This is a genomic window from Rothia sp. 11273D007AR (assembly GCF_053547255.1).
Map to the genome: position 1 here is coordinate 1 of NZ_JBPPWJ010000004.1, position 25,835 is coordinate 25,835.

At 59.1% G+C, this 25,835-nt stretch carries 27 protein-coding genes; 13 read left to right on the forward strand and 14 right to left on the reverse strand.

The annotated features are described in order from the left end of the window. Positions 1–178: 178 nt before the first annotated feature. Together ACED88_RS02900 and rsmI are read right to left on the reverse strand one after the other, a co-directional pair. A complete protein-coding gene (locus ACED88_RS02900) occupies positions 179–1,000 on the reverse strand; it encodes a glycosyltransferase (protein ID WP_449108646.1) in 822 nt (273 codons plus the stop codon). A gap of 94 nt (positions 1,001–1,094) precedes the next feature. Next, positions 1,095–1,973 (reverse strand): 16S rRNA (cytidine(1402)-2'-O)-methyltransferase, encoded by an 879-nt coding sequence (rsmI, locus tag ACED88_RS02905; RefSeq protein ID WP_449108647.1) that lies wholly within the window; start codon positions 1,971–1,973, stop codon positions 1,095–1,097. Between the two features lie 86 nt (positions 1,974–2,059). On the opposite strand from rsmI, the gene ACED88_RS02910 reads away from it, so the two are divergent. Then, positions 2,060–3,667: a dolichyl-phosphate-mannose--protein mannosyltransferase gene (locus ACED88_RS02910; protein ID WP_449108648.1), complete on the forward strand. Its 1,608-nt coding sequence runs from the start codon at positions 2,060–2,062 to the stop codon at positions 3,665–3,667. 4 nt (positions 3,668–3,671) lie between these two features. On the opposite strand, the gene ACED88_RS02915 is transcribed toward ACED88_RS02910, so the two are convergent. The 4 genes from ACED88_RS02915 to ACED88_RS02930 all read right to left on the reverse strand — a co-directional run bounded on the left by ACED88_RS02915 (position 3,672) and on the right by ACED88_RS02930 (position 6,971). Continuing rightward, entirely contained in the window at positions 3,672–4,694 is a 1,023-nt protein-coding gene (locus ACED88_RS02915) for a TIGR01906 family membrane protein (RefSeq protein ID WP_449108649.1), read from the reverse strand. Between the two features lie 136 nt (positions 4,695–4,830). Further along, complete coding sequence (locus ACED88_RS02920) at positions 4,831–6,072, reverse strand: L,D-transpeptidase (RefSeq protein WP_431464868.1); 1,242 nt, start codon at positions 6,070–6,072, stop codon at positions 4,831–4,833. A 143-nt stretch (positions 6,073–6,215) separates the two neighbouring features. Continuing rightward, on the reverse strand, positions 6,216–6,479 hold the full coding sequence (locus tag ACED88_RS02925) for a DUF3499 family protein (RefSeq protein WP_185173418.1): 264 nt from the start codon (positions 6,477–6,479) through the stop codon (positions 6,216–6,218). Between the two features lie 18 nt (positions 6,480–6,497). Then, complete coding sequence (locus tag ACED88_RS02930) at positions 6,498–6,971, reverse strand: WhiB family transcriptional regulator (protein ID WP_431464866.1); 474 nt, start codon at positions 6,969–6,971, stop codon at positions 6,498–6,500. Positions 6,972–7,185: 214 nt separating this feature from the next. On the opposite strand from ACED88_RS02930, the gene ACED88_RS02935 reads away from it, so the two are divergent. Further along, on the forward strand, positions 7,186–7,938 hold the full coding sequence (locus ACED88_RS02935) for a TIGR03089 family protein (RefSeq protein ID WP_449108650.1): 753 nt from the start codon (positions 7,186–7,188) through the stop codon (positions 7,936–7,938). Here ACED88_RS02935 and ACED88_RS02940 read toward each other — a convergent pair. Continuing rightward, positions 7,886–8,461: a GtrA family protein gene (locus tag ACED88_RS02940; protein WP_449108651.1), complete on the reverse strand. Its 576-nt coding sequence runs from the start codon at positions 8,459–8,461 to the stop codon at positions 7,886–7,888. The genes ACED88_RS02935 and ACED88_RS02940 overlap by 53 nt on opposite strands. A 283-nt stretch (positions 8,462–8,744) precedes the next feature. Here ACED88_RS02940 and ACED88_RS02945 point away from each other — a divergent pair, with 283 nt between their 5' ends. The 4 genes from ACED88_RS02945 (at position 8,745) to ACED88_RS02960 (ending at position 13,419) form a co-directional block, all read left to right on the forward strand. Next, positions 8,745–9,926, forward strand: coding sequence for a 5-(carboxyamino)imidazole ribonucleotide synthase (locus ACED88_RS02945; RefSeq protein WP_449108652.1), 1,182 nt, complete (start codon positions 8,745–8,747; stop codon positions 9,924–9,926). Between the two features lie 71 nt (positions 9,927–9,997). Next, positions 9,998–10,642, forward strand: a complete 645-nt coding sequence (gene purE / locus ACED88_RS02950; protein WP_237187140.1) for a 5-(carboxyamino)imidazole ribonucleotide mutase — start codon at positions 9,998–10,000, stop codon at positions 10,640–10,642. A 155-nt stretch (positions 10,643–10,797) separates the two neighbouring features. Next, positions 10,798–12,363 carry an LCP family protein gene (locus ACED88_RS02955; RefSeq protein WP_449108653.1) on the forward strand — a complete coding sequence of 522 codons (1,566 nt, stop codon included), beginning with the start codon at positions 10,798–10,800 and terminating at the stop codon, positions 12,361–12,363. A gap of 36 nt (positions 12,364–12,399) precedes the next feature. Next, complete coding sequence (locus ACED88_RS02960) at positions 12,400–13,419, forward strand: lipid II:glycine glycyltransferase FemX (RefSeq protein WP_449108654.1); 1,020 nt, start codon at positions 12,400–12,402, stop codon at positions 13,417–13,419. Positions 13,420–13,562: 143 nt separating this feature from the next. Here the strand turns inward: ACED88_RS02960 and glpX are convergent, their stop codons facing one another. After that, positions 13,563–14,558 carry a class II fructose-bisphosphatase gene (gene glpX, locus ACED88_RS02965; RefSeq protein ID WP_237205912.1) on the reverse strand — a complete coding sequence of 332 codons (996 nt, stop codon included), beginning with the start codon at positions 14,556–14,558 and terminating at the stop codon, positions 13,563–13,565. 189 nt (positions 14,559–14,747) lie between these two features. Between glpX and ACED88_RS02970 the strand changes: the two genes are divergently transcribed. From ACED88_RS02970 to ACED88_RS02985, 4 genes are all read left to right on the forward strand, one after another. Continuing rightward, complete coding sequence (locus tag ACED88_RS02970) at positions 14,748–15,443, forward strand: DUF4245 domain-containing protein (RefSeq protein ID WP_431464860.1); 696 nt, start codon at positions 14,748–14,750, stop codon at positions 15,441–15,443. Positions 15,444–15,546: 103 nt separating this feature from the next. Further along, the gene (locus ACED88_RS02975; RefSeq protein ID WP_449108655.1) at positions 15,547–16,170 is read left to right on the forward strand and encodes a carbonic anhydrase; all 624 of its coding nucleotides are present in this window, start codon (positions 15,547–15,549) and stop codon (positions 16,168–16,170) included. A gap of 108 nt (positions 16,171–16,278) precedes the next feature. Next, entirely contained in the window at positions 16,279–17,685 is a 1,407-nt protein-coding gene (locus ACED88_RS02980) for a class II fumarate hydratase (protein WP_449108656.1), read from the forward strand. Positions 17,686–17,782: 97 nt separating this feature from the next. Beyond that, on the forward strand, positions 17,783–19,015 hold the full coding sequence (locus ACED88_RS02985) for a hypothetical protein (protein WP_449108657.1): 1,233 nt from the start codon (positions 17,783–17,785) through the stop codon (positions 19,013–19,015). Here ACED88_RS02985 and ACED88_RS02990 read toward each other — a convergent pair. Next, entirely contained in the window at positions 18,996–20,192 is a 1,197-nt protein-coding gene (locus tag ACED88_RS02990; RefSeq protein ID WP_449108658.1) for an acetyl-CoA C-acyltransferase, read from the reverse strand. The genes ACED88_RS02985 and ACED88_RS02990 overlap by 20 nt on opposite strands. Positions 20,193–20,369: 177 nt before the next feature. Between ACED88_RS02990 and ACED88_RS02995 the strand changes: the two genes are divergently transcribed. Beyond that, a complete protein-coding gene (locus tag ACED88_RS02995; protein ID WP_449108240.1) occupies positions 20,370–20,873 on the forward strand; it encodes a MarR family winged helix-turn-helix transcriptional regulator in 504 nt (167 codons plus the stop codon). On the opposite strand, the gene ACED88_RS03000 is transcribed toward ACED88_RS02995, so the two are convergent. The 3 genes from ACED88_RS03000 to ACED88_RS03010 all read right to left on the reverse strand — a co-directional run bounded on the left by ACED88_RS03000 (position 20,874) and on the right by ACED88_RS03010 (position 22,735). Continuing rightward, entirely contained in the window at positions 20,874–21,356 is a 483-nt protein-coding gene (locus ACED88_RS03000; protein ID WP_449108241.1) for an NUDIX hydrolase, read from the reverse strand. Between the two features lie 63 nt (positions 21,357–21,419). Continuing rightward, the gene (locus tag ACED88_RS03005) at positions 21,420–21,956 is read right to left on the reverse strand and encodes a prepilin peptidase (RefSeq protein ID WP_449108242.1); all 537 of its coding nucleotides are present in this window, start codon (positions 21,954–21,956) and stop codon (positions 21,420–21,422) included. A gap of 17 nt (positions 21,957–21,973) precedes the next feature. Then, the gene (locus ACED88_RS03010; RefSeq protein WP_449108744.1) at positions 21,974–22,735 is read right to left on the reverse strand and encodes an isoprenyl transferase; all 762 of its coding nucleotides are present in this window, start codon (positions 22,733–22,735) and stop codon (positions 21,974–21,976) included. Positions 22,736–22,924: 189 nt separating this feature from the next. Between ACED88_RS03010 and trhA the strand changes: the two genes are divergently transcribed. Beyond that, the gene (trhA, locus tag ACED88_RS03015) at positions 22,925–23,665 is read left to right on the forward strand and encodes a PAQR family membrane homeostasis protein TrhA (protein WP_449108243.1); all 741 of its coding nucleotides are present in this window, start codon (positions 22,925–22,927) and stop codon (positions 23,663–23,665) included. A gap of 80 nt (positions 23,666–23,745) precedes the next feature. Here the strand turns inward: trhA and ACED88_RS03020 are convergent, their stop codons facing one another. Continuing rightward, on the reverse strand, positions 23,746–24,084 hold the full coding sequence (locus ACED88_RS03020; RefSeq protein WP_237242397.1) for a hypothetical protein: 339 nt from the start codon (positions 24,082–24,084) through the stop codon (positions 23,746–23,748). A gap of 105 nt (positions 24,085–24,189) precedes the next feature. After that, complete coding sequence (gene mca, locus ACED88_RS03025; protein WP_377127946.1) at positions 24,190–25,149, reverse strand: mycothiol conjugate amidase Mca; 960 nt, start codon at positions 25,147–25,149, stop codon at positions 24,190–24,192. A 151-nt stretch (positions 25,150–25,300) separates the two neighbouring features. Here mca and ACED88_RS03030 point away from each other — a divergent pair, with 151 nt between their 5' ends. Next, a complete protein-coding gene (locus tag ACED88_RS03030) occupies positions 25,301–25,711 on the forward strand; it encodes a DUF4307 domain-containing protein (RefSeq protein WP_449108246.1) in 411 nt (136 codons plus the stop codon). Positions 25,712–25,835 lie beyond the last annotated feature (124 nt).

The following is a 25,835-nucleotide window of genomic DNA, read 5'->3' on the forward strand; positions in this document are numbered from 1 at the left end:
TGGCGAATTGCGTGGCTGTGAGGCCGGTTGTACGCTGGTGTAGCAACGGTCTTGTCCGGTATGGCTTGAGGTTATTTATAGAGATTTAACGCTCATATTTTTGCCGCGGGTGGGGCCGTTGTCTAGTTGGTGGGTGTGGGGTGTGTGTCTACTTTTGAATAAGCCTCCTCGTTAAATATTATCGGTAATTTTCTGTAATTACACCAAGAGTATCATCTTTATAAATATGTTTATGGTATTTTAAGGAAATTGGATGAAGGATTTCGCCTAATAATTCCGTCCAGCCAAAGGGGTAACCCTGAGGTGGATTATAACTATCACTTTCACCTGCATCAGCAGCCTCTAGAGCTATCATGCGTTCAGTCATACGACGCTCCATTTCTTGCAAAGCTTCACCGGCCAATGGAGTCTGTGGCTTAAAGGCAAATAAACCCATGCCCATCAATAGACCGTAGTGGCGTCTAATCTGCTGCCCAAGATGACCAGGAACATTTGCGGTGCTCCACCTCCCAAGTTCAGGATAGCCCGTCGCCCACAGTCCATCATCACTATTAAGAATCCGAACACTATTAGCTAAATCTCCACGGATTTCTTTAATATCCGTATAAATGCCACCATGGTGATACATAATATACATACGCAAGTAGTCAGCTTTATGCACCGGTGTTAGATATCCAAAACCAGGGTGAACACCTCCCCTTACTTCAACCTGAGAAGGGTTGGTTACCAGCTCATAAGGAATTCCTAATTTCTTAAGATATTCAAGATTGCGCAAACGGTTCGCTGTGAGCTCATTCTTCCCCATCCACAAAAACCACAATTTCAAAGGAGCTTCTCTTGGTGCTGGAACTGGGTCAAGACTATTTGACATAAAAGTAGCCCCAGGATTTTCTCGGTAGGTATAGGGAATCAACCTATCCTTTGTAATCCAAAACTTGTCTTTTCCATTTTCTATGTGGGGTTTAAATTTATGTTTTACTTGGTAAAAAATACTGGACATCGCACTACCAAAATTCTCGAAGAGAAAGAGGATAATTTCATTATCATGGACAGGAATATACTTGTATATTCCTGAGCTCCAGTATACCCAAATACTACCCCTCACGCACCGTTAGTACCGCCTCATACAAGTCACGCTTGGACACCCCGTAAGAGGCGGCAACTTGTGCACAGGCATCTTTCAGACGCACCCCGCCATCCACCAGTTCAAGGACAAGATCGGTTAGGTTCTCTGCTTCTTCGGCCTCAGGTGCGGGCGCCCCCTCCACCACGATGGCAATTTCGCCCTTCATCTGCTTGGACTCTGCCCAGGTGATCAGTTCTGCCAGGCTGCCACGGGCAACCTCTTCGTGCAGCTTGGTAAGTTCGCGGCAGACAGCCGCCCGGCGCTCTGCCCCGAAGGTTTCAGCAAAGTCATGCAGGGTCGCGGCCAAGCGGTGGGGGGATTCGTAGAAGACCATTGTGCGCTCTTCGGCGGCAAGGGCCTTGAGACGGCGGGTGCGGTCTGAGCCCTTGCGAGCTAGGAAACCCTCGAAGGTGAAACGGCCCGAGGGTAGGCCGGAAACAGCAATAGCGGTAACCACAGCCGAGGGGCCGGGCAGGGCGGTGACGGTCAGACCAGCGTCGGCTACGGCTGCTGCCGCCACATAGCCGGGGTCAGAAACCGCTGGCATACCGGCGTCCGACATGAGTAGCACGGTCTGCCCGGCTGCCACAGCCTCAACAATCTGACCGGCACGGTCGGCCTCGTTGTGGTCGTGGTTGACCAGTACCCGACCCCGGGTGGTGACACCCAGCCCGGCAGCGAGTTTACGCAGGGTACGACTATCTTCTACGGCCAGGACGTCGGCGGATGCGAGCGCCTCACGCAGACGCGGGGAGGCGTCGGCTAGGTTGCCGATGGGGGTGCCGCCCAGGACGAGGGCGCCGCCTTCGGCCGGCGCAGCGGGCGTGGTATGAGGGGAGGGTTCCATAGGGTTAAACCCTACTACTTTTGTACCCTGTGAGTCTTGGCGCTACACGCACGCATGATTCTGCTGCCCCGGGTAGCATATCTAGGGTGACATCTAACCCAACCTCTGCCGTCCTGACCCTCAAAGACGCTTTCACCGAGTCAGCCCTCCGGGCGCGGCTAGCTGTAACAGCGGTACCGCTGCCCCGCTACGGCTGGGTGGCGCCCCTGCTTGTGCTAGTACTTGCCGGGCTTATGCGTTTTGTAAACCTGGCTAACCCTAACGCCATCGTCTTTGACGAAACCTACTACGCTAAAGACGCCTACTCCCTGCTGCACTTTGGGTATGAGCGCAACTGGTCTGATACAGCCAACGAGACTTTCGTTGCCGGAGCCCCATCGGGCATCCTTGAAACCGCCGAATATGTGGTTCACCCGCCGGTTGGTAAGTGGATGATCGCCTTCGGCATGGCAATTTTTGGTGACGATAACCCCTTCGGCTGGCGCTTTGCCGCAGCACTCACCGGCACCCTGTCGGTGGGCCTGGTCATGCTGGCTGGTTGGTTACTCTTCCGCTCAGTGACGGTAGCAACCCTTGCTGGCTTGCTGATTTCTATCGACGGCCTGCACTTTGTGCAGTCCCGTTTTGCCCTACTCGATATCTTCCTCATGTTCTGGCTGATGGCCACCTTCGTGGCCCTGCTGCTTGACCGCTACCAGGGAAGGCGCCAGCTCGCTGCCCGGATCGCAGCTCACGCCCGCGAGCACAAGGGCGCCCCCACCGACGACTTCATGCGCTATGGCCCCTGGCTGGGCTTCCGCTACTGGCGGTTCATCGCAGGCATCTGTGCGGGTCTGGCGGTCGGCGTCAAATGGAACGCCCTCTTCTTCATCGCTATCTTCGGCCTGCTCACGGTCTTCTGGGACGCCAACGCCCGCCGTATAGCCGGCATCCGCCGCTGGTATGTCGCGGGCTTCCTGCGCGACGGCGTCCTCGCCTTCTTTGCTCTCATCGGTACCGGCCTGCTCACCTACCTGGCGACCTGGACCGGCTGGTTCCTTTCAGACTCAGCCTACGACCGCAACTGGGCAGCAGAGCACCCCGGCGAAGGAGTTCTCTGGTTGCCGGAGTCTCTGCGCTCGCTCTGGGAGTACCACCGCTCTGCCTATGCCTTCCATTCGGGGCTGGATTCTCCCCACACTTACGAGTCCCCGGCCTGGCAGTGGCTGATTTTGGGTCGCCCCACCAGCTACTACTATGAGTCCCCTGACCTGGGCGTGAACGGCTGTACGGTTGATTCCTGCTCTGAGGCGGTGCTGAATATCGGCAACCCGCTCATCTGGTGGTCCTTTATCATCGTTGCGACCCTGTCCCTGCTCATTGTGCTGCTGTGCCGCGACTGGCGTTTTGCAACCCTTTTCGCGGTCTTCGCGGTGGGCTATTTCCCCTGGTTTGCCTACCCCGAGCGCACCATGTTCTTCTTCTACGCTCTCTCCTTCGAGCCCTACCTGATTCTTATGCTGGCAGGTATTTTAGGGCTGGCGCTAGGACGCCCCGGCGACAGCGTACGCCGCCGCCGGGCAGGGCTACTGGTGGTAGGGCTCTTTGTGGTCTTCGCACTGTTAGTCTCTATCTACTACTGGCCTATTTGGACAGCCCAGACCGTCCCCTACACCGAGTGGCGCGAGCGCATGTGGTTTGACGCCTGGATTTAAGGGTTTACTTGGTCAGGAGTTCTTTGAGCTCCTGACCCTCTGCCCGGCGCTTGAGGGCTAGCTGCTTGCGGTAGCGGGTAGGCCAGGTCATAGCGAGGATGGCTGCCGTCATCAAGAGGGTGAGGGCACCTGCGGTGGCGGCGGCGTCCACCCAGAACTGGGGCGGGTAGAGACGGATGAGTGTATCGCTCATGCGGAACTGCCAGTTGCCCTGGGGGAAGAATACCTCGTGGAAGGTAGTGAAGAAGGCTTCCCAGCCGATAGCTCCGGCAACGCCCAGGCCAACAAGTAGGGCCAGGGTGAGCCAGGCACCGGTGAAGAGGGATGAGCGCAGGACGCCCGGGGCCCGCAGGCGCAGGGTTCGGGCTGAGAGCAGGGCCAGTACCAGCATGATGAGGGCAAACGTGATACTGATGAGCATGACCCGTTTGACGTCGGTCATGTGCTCAACTTCGCTGGCAAGGAAGGCAGCGTTACCGCCGGTGGTGATATCGGCCAGGTAGGTGTGGGGGGCAAAGTTCAAGATATAGTCCAGCCCATAAGAGCCCAGACGCAGTCTTTCCTGGGTATCGAAGCCGTAGCTGTCTGCGGGGAAGCCGGGGCGGTGGTATTCGAGCCAGAGGAAGGCGGGGCTGGCGACGGCACGCACGGCTAGCATGATGGTGAGCACGGGAACGATCAGGGCGATGATGGCCCGGCGCAGCCCCAGCAGGCGGGGCTTGTCGTCTACCGCGACTTCGCGGGCTTCAGCGCGTTCTGCAGCCGGGGTGGCTTCGGGGGCGGACGCACTACCTTCGGGGGCTGCCACCGCGGCTAGGGGCGCGGTCCAGGGGGCGGCCTCTGAGGGAGTATCTGTGTCGGTTTGCTCTGCCGATGAACCGGTGTCGCCTACCTCGTGGACGGTATGAGTCGGAGTCTGAATACCGCGTTCAGCCCTACGGGCTGACAGTAGGCTATCGGCCTTAGGCGTGGTGATGGCGGGGGTGAGTTTCTTCCACTCCTGGTTCTGGTCGGGCTGCTGGGCCACGGTGGGTTTCCTCCCGGGTATCTAGGGTGCGTCTGCCTGTGTATTCTACGCGGTAGATATCAAAAACTCCCGCTCGGGCACCGGGGGCGGTGCTACAGAGCGGGAGTTTCTAAGACTATTGAGGCAGGCTTTGACCTTACCAGTTACCCTTCCAGTTTGAGTCGTGGTAGTTGGCGAAGGGGATGTTCCAGTCGCCATAACCGTCGTCGGGGTCAGCCTGGGGGTAGCCGGTGTTTACGGTCTCCACAACGTCACCTACACCGAAGGTGTTGTAGAAGAACTTAGCGTCTTCAGGGAGCATACCGATACAGCCGTGGGAGACGTTTACCCGGCCTACCGATGACCAGGCTGAGGGGAGGGCCTGATGCACGAATACACCGCCGGAGGTCAGGCGGGAAGTCCAAGAAGCCCAGAAAGGCTCGTAGTAGTGGGGGTCACCAGGAGCCAGGTTAAGGGAGCCAGAGTTAAAGTAGTAGCTCTCGGCCTTTTCCATGATGACCAGCTGGCCCACTACTGAAGGCCAATCAGCATTTCCCAGGGTGATGTATGCTTCGCGCACCATGACATCATCAACGTACATTTTGATGGTCTTGGTGTTGTTATCTGCAAAAGCGTAGCGCTTATTCCAGGTTTTGAAGGTACGAGTGGTGGTGTGGTTACCGATCATGCCGTTGCCTACATCGAGACCAAAAATATCAATGGTGACAGTTACGGTAGAGTTAGTGGCCCATTTATCTTCAGGGCGATAACGCACCATGTAATCGCTGTACCAACGGAACTTACCGGCTTGGTCGCCTCCGCCCTTCACGGTGATGCGCTTTTCTACTTCAGCCTTGTTGAGCACGGGCTCAGAGAAGTTGAACTGAATGATTTTGCCGATGCCGTAGCTGGCTCCATCTTCAAAGTTCATGAGGGCGTCTACTTCGTAGGCAGCGGAGACAGTAGAGAAGGTGCTCTCGCCGGTTCCTGCGGTACCTGCAGCGTCTTCTGCTTCCCACTCTACGGTGTAATCGCTGTGGAAGAGCATACGGTCGGTGGATGTCCAGCTCTTACCGTCTGCAGCTAGCTCACCGGCGAGTTCCTCACCCTCCGCGGTGGCGACAGTAACCTTGGTGAGTGTTGAATCAGCAGTGGTAACGGTGACGGTCTCGATGGGGTTGATTTCTACCTCGTCGAGGGCGGGGTAAACCTCTACAGTACCGGCAAACTTTACGGTGGGAGTGGGGCTTGAGCTTGCAGTCGCAGCGGCACTTGCGCTGTTGGTACTGCTCTCGGGTGTGGAGCAGGCAGCAAGAGTCATTGTGCCCAGAGCTCCTACGGTCACGAAGGACCGACGGGTAAAGGTGTCTCGGTTGGCTGCGTTGATGGGGTTGACCACGAACTTATCTTCCTTATGTCACGTACTGTGGGCGCAAGTGTGTTGTGTGCTCGTCAAAGTTTATCGGATAAGGGCTCTTTTTGATATAGGGCCTACAAGAAAACCCGTTGGTCATAGACCAACGGGTTATACCGGATCTCGCTCTAAACAGAACGTAGGGGTGGGTAGGACGCTTCTGCCTGCTCTTCTGCCGCGGGGCTGGTGGTGGGCGCGTCCAGGCGCACAACATCCCAGCCCTGGGGGGCGGTGAGACGGTCAGCGTGGAATTCACACAGGTCGTAGGCGTGAGGTTCCCGGTGCACGGAAAGGGGGCCAATCACAGCGGTTGACTGGGCGTAGGCATAAGTGAGGGTGAAAATAGCCTCACGCTGGCAGGTTTGGCGTGAGCACTGGCGGGTGATTGCCATGAATCAAGCCCTTCTTTCTTAGATAGCTTGCTTGCGGAGGCGGCGGCGTTCACGCTCTGATAAGCCGCCCCAGATACCGAAGCGCTCGTCGTTTTCCATGGCGTATTCTAGGCAGGCTTCGCGAACGGGGCATTCGCTGCATACTCGCTTAGCGTCGCGGGTTGATCCGCCCTTTTCAGGGAAGAAGGCCTCGGGGTCGGTCTGGGCGCAGAGGGCATCTGCCTGCCAGGAGAGTTCGCCGTCGTCACCGTCTGTGCTGTAGATACCGGCGGCCTGCTGCCAGAGGGAGAGGGCCTCGGAGTCGGTGGAGAACATGTCGGTAGCTGAGCTACTGGCAAGTGAGCTTGCACGGCCGCGGCTTTTGGGGGCTGCGGCATTGAGCAAAGCGGTAGCCTGGTCTTCTAAATACTGGGCAGAGTGCATAGTGTGGTACTGGGCCACATCAGGCGTGCGCCCTGCAGCGCCCTGAGGCAGGCGGCTGTGGAGGCCCATAGTCTTCCCTTTCATATCCCAAACTGAGGACAGAATAAAAAAATTCCCTGCACCTAATTACACGCGTGTAACCGCCTATTCGTCAAGCTGGGATTAAAAAAATCTTCTTCACACGAGATTCTCTCACAATAATTTGCGTTTCTCTGTGGTATATGCATTTACCGCGTACGGGGCCCTCTGGCCGCGGAGCGGGCGGTGCCCTAGAGTAGGGAGCATGACAGCATCATTTTCCCAGGCAGCTTCTTCGTTCCCTCAGTTCATGAATCTTTTGGCTCAGCGGCAGTCTCCTGCCCTGCTCTGGTATTCAGCGCCGGGTGAGCGGATTGAGCTTTCGGGTCGGGTTTTTGACAACTGGGTCGCAAAGACCGCTAATTTTTTGGTTGATGAGTGTGAGGTAGAGCCTGGCTCTCTGCTGGCGCTCCCCCAGCGCCTGCACTGGCGTTCGCTAGTTTTGGCAGCAGCTGGTCTGCGGGTCGGGGCGACCTTGACGTGGGAGCTGCAGGCGGGGGCGGACGTCCGCGCCGCCTTTGATATGTCAGAGTTAGAGGATGCCGAGGAAGAATACCTGTTGGCTGTCGCCGCCGAGCCGCTGGCACCTCGTTTTATGGGACAGTTGCCGTCTGAGGTACTTGATTATGCCGCTGAGGTGAGGTCCCACCCCGACGTCTATGTGGGTTGGGCTGCCCCAGCAGCAGAGGGGCATGCCTGGGAGGGCACCAGCTATGGCCGGCTGATGGAGCAGCTCACCGAGCAGGCTATGGCCCTGACTACCCAATATGAGCACGAAGTAGCCGCCCTCCAAGTTCCGGGGGAGCGTTTTGATGCCGCCTACCTAGAGCAGACACTGGCGGTGATGGCTTCAGGCCGGGCTGCCCTGGTTCTCGACCCGGCAGTGGCCTGGGAGCAGGAGCGTCTTAGTCGAGTTTTGGGCGACGAACGGGCCCGGTCTCTGCCTTCTCAACGATAGGCAGGGAGCCGGTCATAATTTTGGTGGCCTCTTCAATCAGCTCGGCGCGCTTTTCTTCGGAGGTCTTATCGCCGTTATGGCTCCTGCTCTGAGAGAAGACCCAGAACTTGTACAGGAAGTAGCGCACGATAGTGCCCAAGATGGTACCGATGATGGTGCCCGAGATAAAGGACGCCCGCGGGCTAGTCAGCCCCAGTACGTAGACGCTAAAGAGCACGCAGGATGCCTCAACGCCGATACCGATGGCGTTAACAATTCCAAATTCGATAGCCTCACGCACCTTGTTGCCGGTGCGTTTTTCGCGGAAGGTCCACAGGCGGTTTGCTACCCAGGAGAAGATGGTGGCAACGATACCGGCTACAACCTTAGCCTTGGCGTGCCCATCAGAGAAGATGGAGTGCATGAGCGACCAGGTCACCACCGAGTTAATGATGAAAGCCAGGCCACCGACGCTCAGGAACTGGGCTATCTCCCGGCCGTGACTGTGCCACAGGGTTTCTAGGCGCTGCTTGAGCGAGCTCATGGTTTTCTCCCTAGTCTTCTGGTGCGGGCCCCTCCCGGCGGGAACTGGTATAAGTTCGGCAGGGAGCCTGGGGCACACTGACTGAACTGGGGAGCAGGTCTTTTCTGTTCACATAGTACAGGCGCTGTGGGCTCGGTGCCCTCCTAGCAGGGGTAGTATTTTGCTCACAGGTTGCGGGGCGTTACCTGGGAGCTCACCCGCTATTACCGCACCTGTTCAGCATGTAGCTGGGGCTTTTACAAGCACCGTGTGCCCAGGTAGCCTAGTGAATGTGACTTACCCTATGACTGGACCAAAAATTGGTGTTGTGGGTGGCGGTCAGCTGGCGCGTATGATGGCGCCCGCCGCTACCGAGCTTGGCTTCGATCTTCGTATTCTTGCTGAGAGCGAGGACGTCTGCGCCCGCCGGGCGGTGCCCTTGGCACCGGTGGGTGACTACCGGGATTACGATACCCTGGCAGCTTTTGCTCGCGAGGTTGATGTGCTCACCTTTGATCATGAGCATGTGCCCACCGATTTTCTGCAGCGTCTGATGGATGAGGGTGTTAATGTACAGCCCCGCCCCGCTGCCCTAGTCCACGCCCAGGACAAGATTGAGATGCGCAAGGCCGTTGACCGCCTGGGCCTGCCCAACCCCCGCTGGGCCGAAGTGCGCACCCTAGACGAACTCCTCGCCTTCGGTAATGAGGGCGGTTGGCCTGTTGTTCTGAAGACCCCGCGGGGTGGCTATGACGGTAAGGGCGTGATGGTGCTCGATGATGAGCAGGACGCCCGCGAGAAGTCAGCGCCCTGGTTTGAGCAGCTACCGGCCCGCACCGATTTTTCAGCGCTCCTAGTAGAGGAAAAGGTTCCTTTTACCCGCGAGCTTTCTGCCCTGGTAGCCCGCCGTGATTCTGGCCAGGTTAAGGCCTGGCCCGTAGCCGAGTCCATTCAGGTGAACTCGGTGTGTGACGAGGTTATTGCCCCGGCCCCCGGCATCTCCCCCGAGGTAGCAGAAGCTGCCCAGGCAGCCGCCCTTAAGGTTGCAACCGAACTGGGCGTCACCGGCGTGATGGCCGCTGAGCTCTTTGAGGTTCCCGGCTCTGAAGCTGGCTTCCTCATTAACGAGTTCGCCATGCGCCCCCACAACTCCGGCCACTGGACCCAGGACGGCTCAGTCACCAGCCAGTTTGAGCAGCACCTGCGGGCCGTTGCTAACTACCCCCTGGGCAGCACCGACATCAAGGGCGAAGTCGCCCTGATGAAGAACTTCTTGGGCGGCACCAACGACGATATCTTCGGCGTCTACCCGCAGCTCATGGAAGACTATCCGGCTGCCAAGGTCCACTACTACGGCAAGGCGGTAAAGCCCGGCCGCAAGATTGGGCACATCAATATGACCGGTCCCGCAGATGAGCTAGCGGCCCTCCGCCAGCAGGCCACCGCGGCAGCCTCCCTGCTCACCGACGGCCCTTCTACCCCCTAACCCCGCGGAATCAGCCCGGCCCTACCCAGGTGGGGCGGGCGTCCGCACCACCCCTAGTTTCAAGGAGCAACATGACCTCCCCCTACGACTCCAATAACCCCATTGTCGGCATCGTGATGGGCTCAGACTCAGACTGGCCGGTCATGGAAGCAGCAGCTGAAGTCCTCGAAGAATTCGGTATCCCCTACGAAGCAGACGTGGTCTCAGCTCACCGCATGCCCGAAGACATGATTGCCTACGGGCGTGAAGCAGCAGACCGCGGTATCCGCGTCATCATTGCAGGTGCCGGCGGTGCAGCCCACCTGCCTGGCATGCTGGCCTCTGTTACCCCCCTGCCCGTTATCGGTGTGCCGGTCAAGCTCAAGTCTCTCGACGGCATGGATTCGCTCCTGTCGATTGTGCAGATGCCTGCCGGTGTGCCCGTCGCGACCGTCTCCATCAACGGTGCCCGCAACGCCGGCCTGCTAGCCCTGCGTATGCTCGGTTCAGGCAGCGACGGCTTTGCCCGCCAGGTACGGGCCGACCTCGTAGACTTCGCCGCTTCCCTGCGCCAGACCGCCATGGACAAGGGTGCCGCTCTGCGCGCCAAGGTTGAAGAGCACAAGGCAGAACTCGATGGTGAAGGGGCCGCCCCCAACGCACCCGCACAGCCGCTCACCGCTCCCGCCCACAATGACGAACGGGACGGCCAGCAAAAGACCCCCTACGCGCCCTAACCCCCTGCCCAGCGGCTCCTGCCTGCCCCTCGGCAAGTTCAGGAAGACCGCTCCGGGAGCACCCAGCTTCTTTCAGTAGTGTGGTTGAGTAGATACCAAGATACTCAACCACACTCAGTTATTTTTTAGGCCCACCACGCCAGGGAGGCAAACACATGTCCGGTGAGCGCAAGCGCCCACGCTCCGCAGCCCCTATCACGGGTGTCAGGGGACGAGGTCAGCACCTGGTAGAACCTACCTACACCGATCCGCTGAAACACCCCGAAGCGGCATCGGCATCCGTCCGTACCCGCCGGGCCTGGCTCCTACTCCTGCTCACCCTCTTCCTCCCGGGCTCTGCCCAACTACTGACCGGGCAGAAGACTCTGGGGCGCCGGGCACTAAAGGTTACCTTCACTGTCTGGGGCCTTGTGCTAGCTCTACTACTACTCTGGACGCTCCGCCGCACCCTCGTGCTTTCCCTGGTCACCAATACCTGGGTACTGCTACTTGTAGCAGCGGCCCTGGTGGGCCTAGCTATTGGCTGGGTCTACCTCTTCCTAGCAACCCTGCGTGCCATTCGACCGGGCCTACTCGAAGGCCGCTCTAAACCCCTGGTCACTCTTGCCCTCGTTGCCTGCATCGCCCTCACCGGCGGCGGGCTAGGCTACGCCGCCTACATCACCTGGGTAGGACGCGGCGCCCTCGGCAACATCTTCGCCGGCGGCACCCCCATCAAGGAACAGGACGGCCGCTATAACATCCTGCTCATGGGCGGGGACGCCGGCGCCGACCGTGTAGGCCGCCGCCCCGACTCCATGACCGTGGTCTCCATCGACGCTCAGACCGGTCAGGCGATTACTATCTCAGTACCGCGTAACCTGCAAAATGCCATCTTCGAAGACGGCTCCCCCCTCTGGGAGGTCTACCCGACGGGCTTCGATTGTGGCGACGAGTGCATCCTCAACGCCCTCTACCCCACCGTCACCGCCGACTACGCCGACCTCTACCCCGGGGCAGATGACCCCGGAGCAGAAGCCACCATGGACGCTGTCTCCGGCATCCTCGGTATCACCGTTGAGAACTACATCCTGATCGACATGTCGGGCTTTGAACAGCTCATCGACGCCCTAGGCGGCATCACCATTGACGTAGGCGGCTACGTGCCCATCGGCGGTGGAACCAACGAAATCACAGGCCTACCCAACCCCATCGACGGCTACATCGAACCCGGCATCCAACACCTCGACGGCTTCCACGCCCTCTGGTACGCCCGCTCCCGCGAAGGGGCCTCCGACTACGACCGCCAGGCCCGCCAGCGCTGCGTGCAGGCAGCCATGCTCAAGCAGCTCGACCCCGCCAACGTACTCACCAAGTTCGCAGACATCACCGCAGCCGGAGAACAGGTCATCGAAACCAACATCCCCCAAAGCGGCCTGGCAGCCCTGGGTGATGTCGCCCTCAAGTCCAAGAATTACGACCTGATTCAGTTCGCTGCCGGCCCGCCCTACTTCGATACCAGCTTCCCTACCTACCCCGACTTCGACCAGCTCCATACCGCGGTACAGCAGGTCATTGCCGGCTCAGCCTCAGGCATCCAGCCCACCGCCGCAACCGAAGCTGCCGCACGTACCGGCTCTCCAGCGTCCGCACACCAGCACCTAGATGTCATCGAAACAGCCACCTACCGGGCACAGCTGACCGCTGAGCTCAGCGACAACGGCACCTGCTCCGTCCCCTAAACCCACGAAAAGCTGCTAGACGGTAAGCTGGTGCGCATGAGTACAATTCTGCAGTCAGATATTTGGGCCCAGCTCCAAGAAGCCAACGGCCACCAGGTCTTCCGTGGCGAAGGTAAAGGCTGGCGTTACATGGCCACCCTCGAAGGCGGTTCCACCGGCCGCTACCTCTACGCCCCCTACGGGCCCGAAGCCGACAGCGCCGCCGCCTTCGACGCCGCCATCGCAGATATGAAACGCGTAGCCACCGACAACAAGTGCTGGTTCATCCGCGTTGAGCCCATCAACAGCTCTATCTGGGGCTCGCAGAGCGGTGAAGCCTTTCTCGCAGCCCGCGGCTTCACCCTTGCACCGCGCCAGGTGCAACCCTCACACACTCAGATCATTAATCTCACCCAATCTGAAGATCAGATTCTGAAAGACATGAAATCGACCAACCGCAACCTGCACCGGAACATCCATAAGAAGGGCGTGACTTTCGAGAAATCTCAGAACCCCGCGGACATCACGATTCTGCTCAAATACCTCGACGAAACCGCCGGCCGCGCTGGCTTCAACCGCCAGCAGGACGACTACCTCACCCGCGTCGCCCAGGTACTTATGCCAGCGGACGCCGCGGCCCTCTTCATCGCCAAGGTAGACGGTGAGCCTATCGGAGCCTCCCTCACCTACGATTCAGACGACACCCGCGTCTACGCCCACGCAGCAACCTCCTTTGCCCACAGGAAACTTCAGGTAGGTAACCCCCTGCTCTCCACCATCATCCTGGATGCCAAAGAAAAGGGCCTGACCTACATGGACCTCTTCGGCATCGCCCCCAACGACGACCCCAACCACGAATGGGCTGGCTTCACCAAGTTCAAGAAGTCCTTCGGCGGCACCTCGGTAGCCTACCCCGGCACCTGGGACCTGCCCGTCTCAACCGCTGGCTACAAGGCCTACCAGGGCATCCGCGCAGGCCGCGAAGCCCTAGCTCAGGGCAAGAAGTTCGCCACCGGCACCCTGCTCCCCAAGGCCAAGGACGCCGTCGGTAAGGTTCGGGCGCGTATCGGTAAATAAGGGATAGATATAGGGGCAGGGGCAGATGCACCCCGCCGACAGCCGCTCTCGCTGGCTCGTGAACTCGCAAGCGATTCACCGCCAGCCCCGGTCCACGTCGGCTTCGGGCGCATCTGCCCCTGCCCTTATGTGAAGCTAAATTCCTAACGATTCATGGTCCCGGCGATCATTGCCGAGTAGCGGGAGAGCTTGTGCTCAGCCTCAATCAGGCGCACGGTGCCTGACTTAGAACGCATGACCAAGGACTGGGTGGTGACGGTGTCGCGGCCGTAACGCACACCGCGCAGGAGCTTACCGTCGGTGATGCCGGTTGCGGCGAAGAAGCAGTTATCGGTGGTGACCAGTTCATCGGTGGTCAACACAGCGTCCAGGTCATGGCCGGCATCCAGGGCCTTCTGGCGTTCAGCGTCATCGATAGGGGCAAGACGACCCTGGATAATGCCACCGGTGGCCTTGATAGCGCAGGCAGCCACAATACCCTCAGGGGTACCGCCGGTGCCCATCATCAAATCCACGCCAGTGCCCTCACGGCAGGCGGCAATAGCACCAGCAACGTCGCCGTCAAGAATCATGCGGGTACGGGCGCCAGTTGCGCGAATCTCTTCAACGAGCTTGGCATGGCGGGGGCGATCCAGTACGCAGACGGTGAGCTGGTTAATGCTGGTGCCCTTAGCCTTAGCGACCAGGTGCAGGTTCTGCTTGACCGGCAGGCGCAAATCGACCAGGTCAGCTGCCTCAGGGCCGGTAACCAGCTTCTCCATGTAGAAGACAGCGGAGGGGTCAAACATGGTGCCGCCTTCAGCTACCGCAATGACGGAGAGCGCGTTATCCATACCCAGAGCGGTCAGGCGAGTACCGTCGATGGGGTCAACAGCAACATCGAACTTAGCTCCCGAGCCATCGCCCACCTGCTCGCCGTTGAAGAGCATGGGGGCCTCGTCCTTCTCACCCTCGCCAATCACCACGGTGCCGTTGAAGTGCACGGTCTTAAGGCGAGCGCGCATGGCATCAACAGCAGCACCGTCCGCCATGTTCTTATCGCCTGCGCCCACCAGCGGGCCCGAGGCAATAGCGGCAGCCTCGGTTGCACGCACCAGTTCCAGCGCAAGGTTACGATCTTCGTTCATTACTTCTGACATGACTCACCTTCGAGTAGCTTCTAACAGTGCCAGCTGGCTCCCTGTTATGGGGCGCTCAGCCTCCACACTCTAGAGTACTCGCTTCCCCGCCGTGTTACGGGCCGGTGCGCCCCTACTTGACACAGATGATGCCGGCAATTCTCGCTCGCAAGTGGCACAGGGCGCCCCCTTTAGACCAGAATAGAAGGCGTGACTTCATCGACTAACCCCAGCAACCAGCCCCTGCCACAGGCGTCCGCCCCTGAAACCCAGGCCCCGGACGCCACCGAGCAGGTAGTCCCACAAATTACCGAAAAGCAGGCTGCCCGCATCAATGCGCCCGCCCGCAATATGGTGATTTCGATGATCGTCATGGTGCTCTTGCTACTGCCGGTCATCTGGCTGATGCCGCAGCCCAACAAGAACCCCTACCGACCCACCGTTGACCTCCCCGTGATTGCCTACGAGGCCAGCGACCAGGCAGGCTACCCGGTCGCAGCCGCCGAGCAGGAAGGCTGGCACTACAACTACGCCCGCTGGAACACCGGCCAGGCAGACGGCATCAACTACTGGTCCACCGGCCAAGTAACCCCCTCCAACGACTTTATCGAGCTCATTCAGGCCACCGACACCAACCCCACCTGGGTTGCCCAGACGGTAGGGCAGGCTGTACCCGAGGCTACGGTGCAGGCCGGGGGCGTGGACTGGGACGTGCGCTCTCTCGTGGATGCTGACGACAAGAGCAAGGTCACCACTTTCTACATCGGAGAGGTAGACGGTACCACCGTCATTCTCAAGGGCGAGGCCGAGGCAGCTGAGTTCCAGGCCCTGGCTGAGGCTACTGTTGCCTACATGGCAGCCCCCTCATCCACGGCCTCCCCCACCCCCTCAAGCGGAATCCAGTAAGCCGCCCACCGGCGTCCTTACAAAAATGTAATTCGCCTTACACAGGTCTTGGGGCTGGCAGGTTGCTAGGTTAGACCTAAGCCACTGCGAAAGGACGTCAGCTATGACCGCTATCGAAACCCCCGTCCAGGCATGGGAACGCCTTGTTGAAGGCAATGCCCGCTTTGTGGAGGGCAACCGCTCCCACCCCCACCAGGACGCCGCCCGCCGTGCCGAACTGGTAGCTGGCCAATACCCCTTTGCCGCCATTTTCGGTTGTGGGGACTCCCGCCTGGCAGCAGAAATTATTTTTGATCTCGGCCTGGGCGATGCCTTTGTGGTGCGGACGGCCGGGCAGGTGCTGGATGACGCAGTCCTCGGCTCCCTGGAATACGCCAGCGGTGAGCTCAAGACCCCGCTGATTATGGTGCTGGGTCACGACTCCTGTGGCGCTATTACCGCAACCCATAAGGCCCTGGTCGAGGGGGAAATGCCCGGCGGGTTTATCCGCAATCTGGTGGAGGGTATCTTGCCGTCAGTTATTTCACCGGAGTTGCCCGAAGGTGCCTCTATCAACGATATGGTGGTGGAGCATACCCGCCAGACTGCGGCCCGCATTGCTGAGCAGTCCGGGATTATCCGTGAAGGTATCGAGGACAGCTCCCTGGCCGTCATTGGCGTTTTCTACCACCTGGCCGACGGCAAGGCCGACCTGGTCTACTCGTCCTCACCCCTCATTACCGTCTAAAACCGCCGCTTTTCCTGGATTACACACCCGGGTTAGACAGGCCTGCTAGCGCGTCATTTTTAGCACCCAATGCGACAGCCGTCACGGCGGCGTATTAGACTAGTCGGTATGGCAGAAAACACTGAATACCGCATTGAACACGACACCATGGGTGAGGTCCGCGTACCCGTAGATGCCCTCTACCGCGCCCAGACCCAGCGTGCCGTCGAAAACTTCCCCATCTCAGGCCAGACACTGGAGTCTGCCCACATCCGCGCCCTCGCCCTCATCAAGAAGGCAGCAGCGAGCGCCAATGAGGAGCTGGGTGTTCTTGATGCCACCCGCGCCGCCGCTATCCGCGATGCTGCAGATAAGGTAGCTGCTGGTGACTACGATGAGCACTTCCCCATCGACGTCTTCCAGACCGGCTCCGGCACCTCCTCCAACATGAACACCAACGAGGTGCTGGCAACCCTGGCCAACCAGGCCCTGGAGGGTCAGGACGTTGAGGTCCACCCCAACGACCATGTGAACGCCTCCCAGTCCTCCAACGACGTCTTCCCTACCTCCGTGCACGTGGCCGCTACCGAGGCTCTGCTCAAGGACCTGGTCCCGGCCCTGGAATACCTGGCCGAGTCCCTGGAGCGCAAGGCTGTGGAGTTCAAGGACGTCGTCAAGTCCGGCCGCACCCACCTGATGGACGCCACCCCCGTGACCCTGGGCCAGGAGTTCTCCGGCTACGCAGCCCAGGTGCGCTACGGTGTTGAGCGTATCCACGCTTCCCTGCCGCGCGTGGCTGAGGTTCCCCTGGGCGGCACCGCAGTTGGCACCGGCATCAACACCCCCGACGGCTTCTCCGCCCGCGTCATCGAACTGCTGGCTGAAGAAACCGGCCTTCCCCTAACCGAGGCCCGCAACCACTTTGAGGCCCAGGCCAACCGCGACGGCCTGATTGAGGCCTCCGGCCAGCTACGCAATATCGCCTACTCCTTCATGAAGATCAACAATGATATTCGCTGGATGGGCTCAGGCCCCAATACCGGTCTGGGTGAGCTGCACATTCCCGACCTGCAGCCCGGCTCATCGATTATGCCCGGCAAGGTCAACCCCGTGATTTGTGAAGCAGCCATTATGGTCTGCGCCCAGGTCATCGGTAACGACACCACCATCGCCCTGTCCTCCACCAACGGTGCCTTCGAGCTGAATGTGGGTATCCCGGTTATGGCCGCCAACCTGCTGCAGTCTATCCGCCTGCTGGCCAACACCTCCCGCGTGATGGCCGACAAGATGATTGACGGCCTGGAGGCCAACGTGGAGCGTGCCTGCTTCCTGGCTGAGGCCTCCCCCTCAACAGTGACCCCCATGAACAAGCTGATTGGCTACGAGGCAGCGGCCAAGATCGCCAAGTACTCGGTGGCTAACAAGACCACCGTGCGCGAGGCCGTCATCGCCCTGGGTTATGTTGAGCGCGGCGAGATCACCGAGGCCCAGCTCGACGAGGCCCTAGACGTCACTAAGATGCTGGGTAACTTCTAAGCCCCAGCCCCGCTCCCCTATCTAGGGAGTTCTCATAGGACAGTGCCCGGCACTCCGATATTGGGGTGCCGGGCACTCTCACAGAAAATATTTTAATATGATTCAAAAAGTTATAGAAAACAGGTTCCTACAAAAAATATTTTTATCTATAATACTCAGCGGATGCACTGTATTGATTTCACTTAGACCGCACCTATTAATAGATAAAGGACTCATTGAAGGACAGGAAAATGCATCTCCAGAAGATATCTTAAATACCACAAGGTTTATCTCAGGAATTGTCATCAAGCCAGTTGATTTCCTAGCAGCCGCCGGCGCGCTCGCCACCCTCTACATTGCAACAACCCTTGCCAATAGGATTCAGCTAAACAAAAAAGATGAAAAAACAAGAAGCTTCATCGAAAATAGAGTGTCTAACCTATCTTCAGTTTTATGCATATACTCCTTAATTTGCATGAACTTCTACTTTTTCCAAGAAGATAGAGGTCAACTAAGCTTTGGTGAATTCATCTTCTATCTAGCATCCGCCTATATATTCCATCTCATCTCAGCCTACCCGCCAATTGATACATCTAAGCTCAGCGAACGAAAGGCTAAAAATCAAGAAAATATAAGAAATCTGGAGGGTCAACTCGAAGAAGTTAGTGACAACAAGACCAATTCACAAGAGGTAGCAAGTCTAGCAGGAGCCAAAGAATTCCACAGAATCAGGGCCTACCTTAGATACGCGAAAAGCAGGTGGGCTTCTCATCTCTTCCTTCTCTTCACAAGCATTCCCCTAGTAACATCCTCATTATTTATAATACTTATTGCGACCCTATTCAATAAATATAACCCGATTGAAACCATAAGAAATTTATCCGCAGAAAACATCATTATTGTAATATTTATTTTTTCCCTTCAAATATTCTACCTGGGAGATTTATACGAAAAGGCAACCAGAGAAACCAGGGAAGACATACTGGAGAAAAGGGAACAAAAAGCATACTACAGGCCAACCACACTCTTCGGTGCAATATTATTTACAATAAATATTTTTATACATCTAGCATTTACCGAAATGGTAATCAGGGGAGACAATCCAAATATTTTTATTATCACCGCTCTTATCATTCCACCTATTCTTATTGTAGCAAATCACCGCACCGCGTCTTACATCTACAAAAAATACAGAAAATATCTGCAAACAGGAGATATGGGGAAGGACTTTAGGCGTGCAGTTCTAGAGCAGGCTCTCCAGGATGCCCGAGAAGAGCATGATTCTTTGGAGAAAAAGATTAAAGAGACCCAGGAGCCTGCCCTTTCTCCCCCTAGACTGCCCTCAGAATGATCGCGTCGCCCTGCCCTCCCCCGCCGCAGAGGGCAACAGCCGCGTGCTCCCCATGCCCTCCGCCAGCAAGCGTATGAGCGGCATGAACCACCAGGCGGGCGCCGGACGCTCCCACCGGATGCCCCAGAGCAATAGCACCACCGTGGGGGTTGACCTTCTGCAGGTCAAGACCAAGTTCACGGGCAGAGACCGCAGAAACCGCAGCAAAAGCCTCGTTAATTTCCACATGGTCTAGGTCGGCCGCGGTTAGCCCGGCTCTGTCAAGGGCAGCAGCGATAGCGCGGGAGGGCTGATAGTGCAGCACGTTCTCGGGGCCAGCGGTATTAGCCCAGGCGAGGACGGTCGCCAGCGGCTTGATTCCATTCGCTTCAGCAAATTCGCGGCTTGAGAGCACCAGAGCCGCTGCCCCGTCAGAGAGCGGGGAGGCATTCCCGGCGGTAATCGTTCCGCCCTGCTCAAAAGCGGGCGGCAGTTGAGCGAGCACCTCGACAGTGGTTCCCTCACGCACACCTTCATCCGCCCTGACCTCGGTGACCTGCCCCTTGCGTCCTTTCACCTGCACCGGGGCAATTTCGGCCTCAAAAAGCCCGGCGGACGCCGCGGCGTGGGCCCGCTGGTGGGAAGCGGCCGCGATGGCGTCCTGCTCCTGGCGGGTCACCTCAAAACGGGCGTTAGACCCCTCGGTCAGCACGCCCATCGACTCCCCGCTCTGGGCATCGGTGAGGGCATCACGCTCAACAGCATCGAGCACGCCGGTAGCGCCGAAGACCCTGCCCGAGCGGAAATCCGGCAGTAAGAAAGGGGCACGAGACATGGACTCCTGGCCGCCCGCCACAGCGACCTGAACCTCACCCGATCGGATGAGCCGGGCGGCATCTATCACCGCGCGCAGACCCGAGAGGCAAACGCTATTGACCGTCACCGCCGGGGTAGCCACAGGGATACCGGCAGCACCTGCGGTCTGCTTGGCGGGGTTCTGCCCTGCACCGGCCTGCACCACCTGGCCAAAGATCACAGCTTCAACCTGTTCAGGGGCTAGAGTGCTGGCCTTGAGCGCCTGAGCCAGGGCCCGGGTGCCCAGTTCAACAGCGCTCAGAGATGAAAGGGCACCCATAATCTTGCCCTGGGGGGTGCGGGCAGCACCGATAATGACAACGTCCTTGTTGTGGGTCTGCATGTTTCTTCCTTCTGCAGCAGCGTCGCTGCACCGGCTATCTCATGATTTTCTTAGAGACTAGCCCCCGACGTCCTGTCGGTCAAGAGTAGACCAATGGATAGCGTGACCGCCACGGTTTATACCTGTAATAGGCGGCTTATTTTTCTCTCACAGCCGCCCAGTGAGTAGGCTTAAGGAATGGAACCATCACCCCGTAACCACACCTACTGGTCTTTTATCGACCAGGTTACCGAGAACCTCGGTGAGCTAGAGGAGCCCGTCAACGCTGACGCTACGCTCCTAGCTATGTCACTCAACCGCGCTTCGGTTGCTATCACCCACGACTTTGAGTCCACCGTTCACCGACCGGTTGGTAGCTCTTGGGCAGCCTATCGGGTGCTCTTTGCCCTGTGGAACCTTGGCTCGACTTCGGCTAGTAGTCTTGCGAATATCACCGGGATGACGAGGGCTGCTGTCTCTAATATCAGTAAGCCCCTAGAAACAAAAGGATTAATCACTAAGGCCAAAGACCCCGATGACGGGCGTGGCACCCTCTTAGAACTCACGGACCGAGGCACCAGCTTTATCGAAAGTATATTTAGCCAGCAGAATGCGGTAGAAGCTCGGTGGGCGGAGAAGCTCACACCGGTTGAACGCACTGTGCTGGTTGAGCTCCTGCGTAAGCTCTCAGCCGAGGCCTAATTATCTGGCTTCTAAATCGAATCGGGCGCCGTTCTGCCAGTGCAGGGCGGCGTCGATTCTATCGAGCATGCGCTCGCTACAGTAGTCAGGCAGCTGGTCCACCGGTACCCAGCGCACCTGGCTCGATTCCTCGTCGTTGACCCGGGCTCGCCCCGAGATGTAGCGGCAGTAAAAGGTGTGATCGAGGAACTGGCAACGGTCCCCGTTATCGAAGGTCATGGGCGGGTCGGCTTTCAACTGGGCAAAGCCCACGACTTCGATAACTACCCCGGCCTCTTCTTCGGCCTCCCGCAGGCAGGTCAGGGCGGGGTTCTCACCGGGGTCGACAATGCCGGTGACCGGCGTCCAGGCCCCGGTATCGCTGCGACGAACCAGCAGAATATCGCCGTTGTCCCTCTGAATCACAGCTGTAGCGCCAGAGAGCCAGAGCATGTCGGAGCCAATCTTGGCTCGCAGGTCGGTAATAAATTGTGGGGTAGGCATATTTTCCTTTCGTGGGCAGGCACCCGGTGCGGACGCCCCAAGGGAGCAGGCGCACAAGGTGCGCTAGGTTGCGGGAAAGAGCAGGGCAACAGTGGTGCCAAGAAGCATGAAGGGACCAAAAGCTATGTGGGTGCGGCCTGTAGCCCGACGAGCCAGTATAAGCATAAGAGAATATAGGCCGCCGGTCAGAAAAATGAGCAGGTTGCCCCAGAGCAGGTTCAGGGGCGAGAAATAGGCGAGCAAAAGACCTAGAACTCCGGCCAGTTTCACATCCCCCAGGCCTAGCGCCCCGCGAGATGCCAGGCGCATGAGCGCATACAAGCCAAACATCATCGCTGCCCCGTAGGCAGTCTGCCGCGCCTGGGCAAAGGGGTCGGGGGCCACCAGCACGATGGCTCCAAAAAGAGGTAGGCCCACCAGGGCATACAGCGGTAAAACGATACGGTCGGGCAGGCGGTGTTCGCGCACATCAATAACCCACAGCCGAGCCGCTGCCACCAGGTAGCACACCAGCACCCAGGCCAACAGCAGGGCAGCTAAGGCCGCCTGCCAGCGTCCGTCTAGCCCTTCTGCCGCTAGGCTATATATCTGTTCGAGCATAGCAGCCCCGGCTATCCTTAGGAACCGAACCGGCGCTGACGCTGGGCGTAATCACGCAGGGCTCGCAAGAAATCAACCCGGCGGAAGTCAGGCCACAGGGCCTCGCAGAAATAAAACTCGGAGTAGGCCGACTGCCAGGTCATAAAACCAGAAAGGCGCTGTTCCCCCGAGGTCCGGATCAGCAGGTCCGGGTCGGGCATACCGCTGGTGTAGAGATGGCGGGAAATATCGTCACTGGTCAGACTTGAAGCGAGTTCTTCAAGACTCCGGCCGGAAGCTGCCGCCTCGCGCAGGAGGCCTCGCACGGCGTCCGTAATCTCCTGGCGCCCGCCATACCCAACAGCGATATTCACCTGCAGGCCGCTGACCGCCACCGTTTCTTCAACAGCCACCTCAAAGGCAGACCGCAAACTCGCTGGTAGGGATTCCAGCTGACCCACCGGGCGAACCCGGGCCAGGCCGCTGGCGGTCAGACGCCCCACGAACCCCTCAATTACCTCAACCAGGTCATTCAGCTCATCGCTACTGCGCTTCAGGTTCTCGGTAGACAGCATGTAGAGGGTCACCATCGGAATCTTTAATTCCGTGCACCAGCCGAGAAACTCGATGATACGGGCCGCACCGGCCTCGTGGCCGTGCTTGGTGCTCTCCCCCAAAAGGGCAGCCCAGCGGCGGTTACCATCGACCAGCACACCGATGTGCTGGGGCAGTTTCTCCGCTGGAATCGCAGAAATCAGGGACCGCTCATACACCGTGTACAGTGGCTGCGGTAGCTTCATGTGCTGCTCCTGGTTGTGGGGTGGCAGGTTGGTCTTTACCCTGCTCATTCTACCTGCAAGGCGGGCTCGGGCAGGCCCCTGCCCTCCTCTGCGCAGGTGGGCGGACGCCGCGCCCCGGCTCCCTGCCCGTTATTTCAGCTTCTAGCTACCCCCTAGACCGCGCTTATTTTGACCTGCCATACTAAATATATGGCTTCACGTGTTCACCGCTCCCAGACCTCCGGTTCATCAGCCGCACCCCACCAGGGCGTGCTTGACCGACTGACCGATGTGCAACGCGAAACCATCGATTTCTACCGTGAAAACGGCAAACCCCTACTCCGCGGCTGGATTCACGCAGGCTTTGCGCCCGTAGCCTTTATCGCCGGCATCGTGCTCATCGCTCTCTCCGGCGGCGGGATTGTCGGCGTCGGCTGCGCTATTTTTGCCCTCACCGGCGTCCTGCTCTTTGGCATCTCGGGTATTTACCACCGCGGTTTCTGGTCAGCCAGAGCCCGCATGCTCCTCAAACGGCTCGACCACGCCAATATCACCCTGCTCATCGCGGGCACCTATACCCCGGTAGCTCTGACCCTCCTTGAGGGCACCCAGCAGGCCATCCTGCTCTGGAGCATCTGGGGCTGCGCCCTCTCAGTCACCCTCTTCAGGGTCTTCTGGACCGGAGCCCCCCGCTGGCTCTACACCCCCATCTACGTTGTGATGGGCCTGATGGCGGTCTTCTACCTGGGCGACTTCTGGCAGGTCTCCCCCGTCGCTACCGTTCTCATCGCCACCGGCGGAGCCAGCTACATCATCGGAGCCATCTTCTACGGCACCAAACGCCCCGCCATGGCCCCGCAGATCTTCGGCTTCCACGAGCTCTTCCACGTCTTTACCGTGCTCGGCTTTATCCAGCACTACATCGCCGTGATGTTCTGCATCTTCCTCTAGACCGCGCCAACAGCCCCCATACCTCAAGAACGCCGCACCCGGCCGGGTGCGGCGTCCTTATTTTCTCTTCCCTTAAAAACCTAGTGGGGGCGGCGCAAATGATCCTGAGCCACCACGGCCTCATCGCGCACGGTGGCGTGTACGGGCTCCTCGGTTTTCCCCTGGGCCGCGGCCTCAGCAGCCGCCCGCTCCTCAGCCTCACGGGCAATAGCGTATTCGCTACGGTAGCGCAGACGGCGAGCGCGACGGGTCAAGTCAAGCCCCAGCAGTACGATAGCCAGGGCCAGGCAGAAGGTGACGATGAAGCCCACGATGCCGGGTGAGCCCCGGAAGGACCCGTCGGGGTTGACCGTGGTAATGACGGTGGGGGTCGCTTCGGCTGCAAGGATCGTAAGTGATGGAGGGATCAGGGCTGACACGGTGACGGCTTCCTCTGGTCTTGGGTGCAGGGCTTTATCTGGGGCGCTGGCCTAGCTGAGCATATAGTCCCCATTGTACGCGGTGGAGCTGAGCCTTTCCTGTCTTTAGGAGCTGTAGTCGATGCCGGTGGAGAAGCAGGTTTCGGGCAGTTCGCTCTCAACGCGGCTTTGGGCCAGTACATAGTCTTCGAAGGGCCAGATTTTACGCTGGACCTCGGGGGAAACGGCGAAGAAGAGGGAGTCGGGAGCTACCTGGGAGCGGTGGGCGAGCAGGGCCGCGTCGCGCTTTTCGAAGTAGTCTGCTGAAGAGATGCGGGTGGTGGTCTGGTGGCGGGAAACCGGCGGACGGTGCCCCTCAATGTCTTCTTCCATCGACATAGCAACCCACTGGGCGAAGGGGGATTCGAGGCCTGCACCTTCGAGGTAGCTGTGGAAGGCCATGACTCGGTCAAAGTTGAAAGCGCGGTCGTAGTAGATTTTTGAGACCTGCCAGGGCTCGCCGGTGCCGGGGTAGGCGTCCGCGTCCCCCGCCTTCTCAAAAGCCTCTACGGAGACCCGGTGGGTCATGATGTGGTCGGGGTGGGGGTAGCCGCCGATTTCGTCGTAGGTAAGGATGACGTGGGGCTTGAAGTCACGCACCAGGCGCACGAGCGGGGCGGACGCCTGCTCAAGCGGCAGGCTGGCAAAGGAACCGTAGGGCAGCGGGGGCAGGGGGTCGCCCTCGGGCAGGCCCGAATCGACGAAACCGATCCAGCGGTGCTCAATACCGAGGACCTCAGCTGCCTGCTTCATTTCGGCGCGGCGGACGCCCGCCAGGTCGCGGTGGGCGGCGGGGTTGCTGTTAACTGCCTCGTTAAGGATATCGCCGCGCTCGCCACCGGTCATTGATGCCACCATGACGCGGGCCCCGCGGGCCACGTAGGCTGCCATGGTCGAGGCACCCTTCGAGGACTCGTCATCGGGGTGGGCATGGACCGCCAGAATACGCAGGCCGGTGTAGTCGTCCTTGAGCGGCGCTAGCAGGGAGGGGTCAAAGCCGGGTGCGGGTGATTCAGTGTTGCTCATGCAAAACTCCAGTAGTGCGAAGGTGGCTCGAGTAATGTTTGGGGTATCGTAAATGAGGAAGGAACCCGCATTCAAAGACACTGGTCAATTCTACCTGGCGTGGTGGGGCTCCTCGTTTTCTCTATTACCCCGTATGAAAGGTGTGGGCTTGATGACCGCCCCTGACCTATCTGCCCGTTACGGCACCGTCCGCCAGCGTCGGGCCCTGCCCCAGTGGTTCTGGTATGTGCTGGCCCTGGTAGCGGTACTTGTGGGGGGCGCTTTTGTGTTCTGGGTGCAGGCTGACTCCAGCGACGAGCCTACCGGCCGCGACGTTGGCTTTACCCTGACCAGTGCCGACGAAGTCTCGATAACCTTTGAGGTCAGTAAACGGGCCGAAGATACCGCGGTCTGCGCGGTTAAGGCCCTTAACACCTCGGGTGCCCCCGTCGGCTGGAAAGAAGTCGCGATTGGCCCCTACGCCGATGAAAACGGCAACGGCATTTCGGTACAGACCGTTCAGTTCAGGGTACTGGGCGAAGCAACCACAGCCACCGTCGATAGCTGCTGGAAGGTTGACTAACTCCCTTTCTCTCTAGGGGTAAAGTTAGGGAGCTTACCCCGCCTATGGGTAGACTAGGCTCACGACTGACCTTTTACACGGGGCGTTCCGCTCCGTCCGCACCCACGGTCCCCAGCCGCACCGG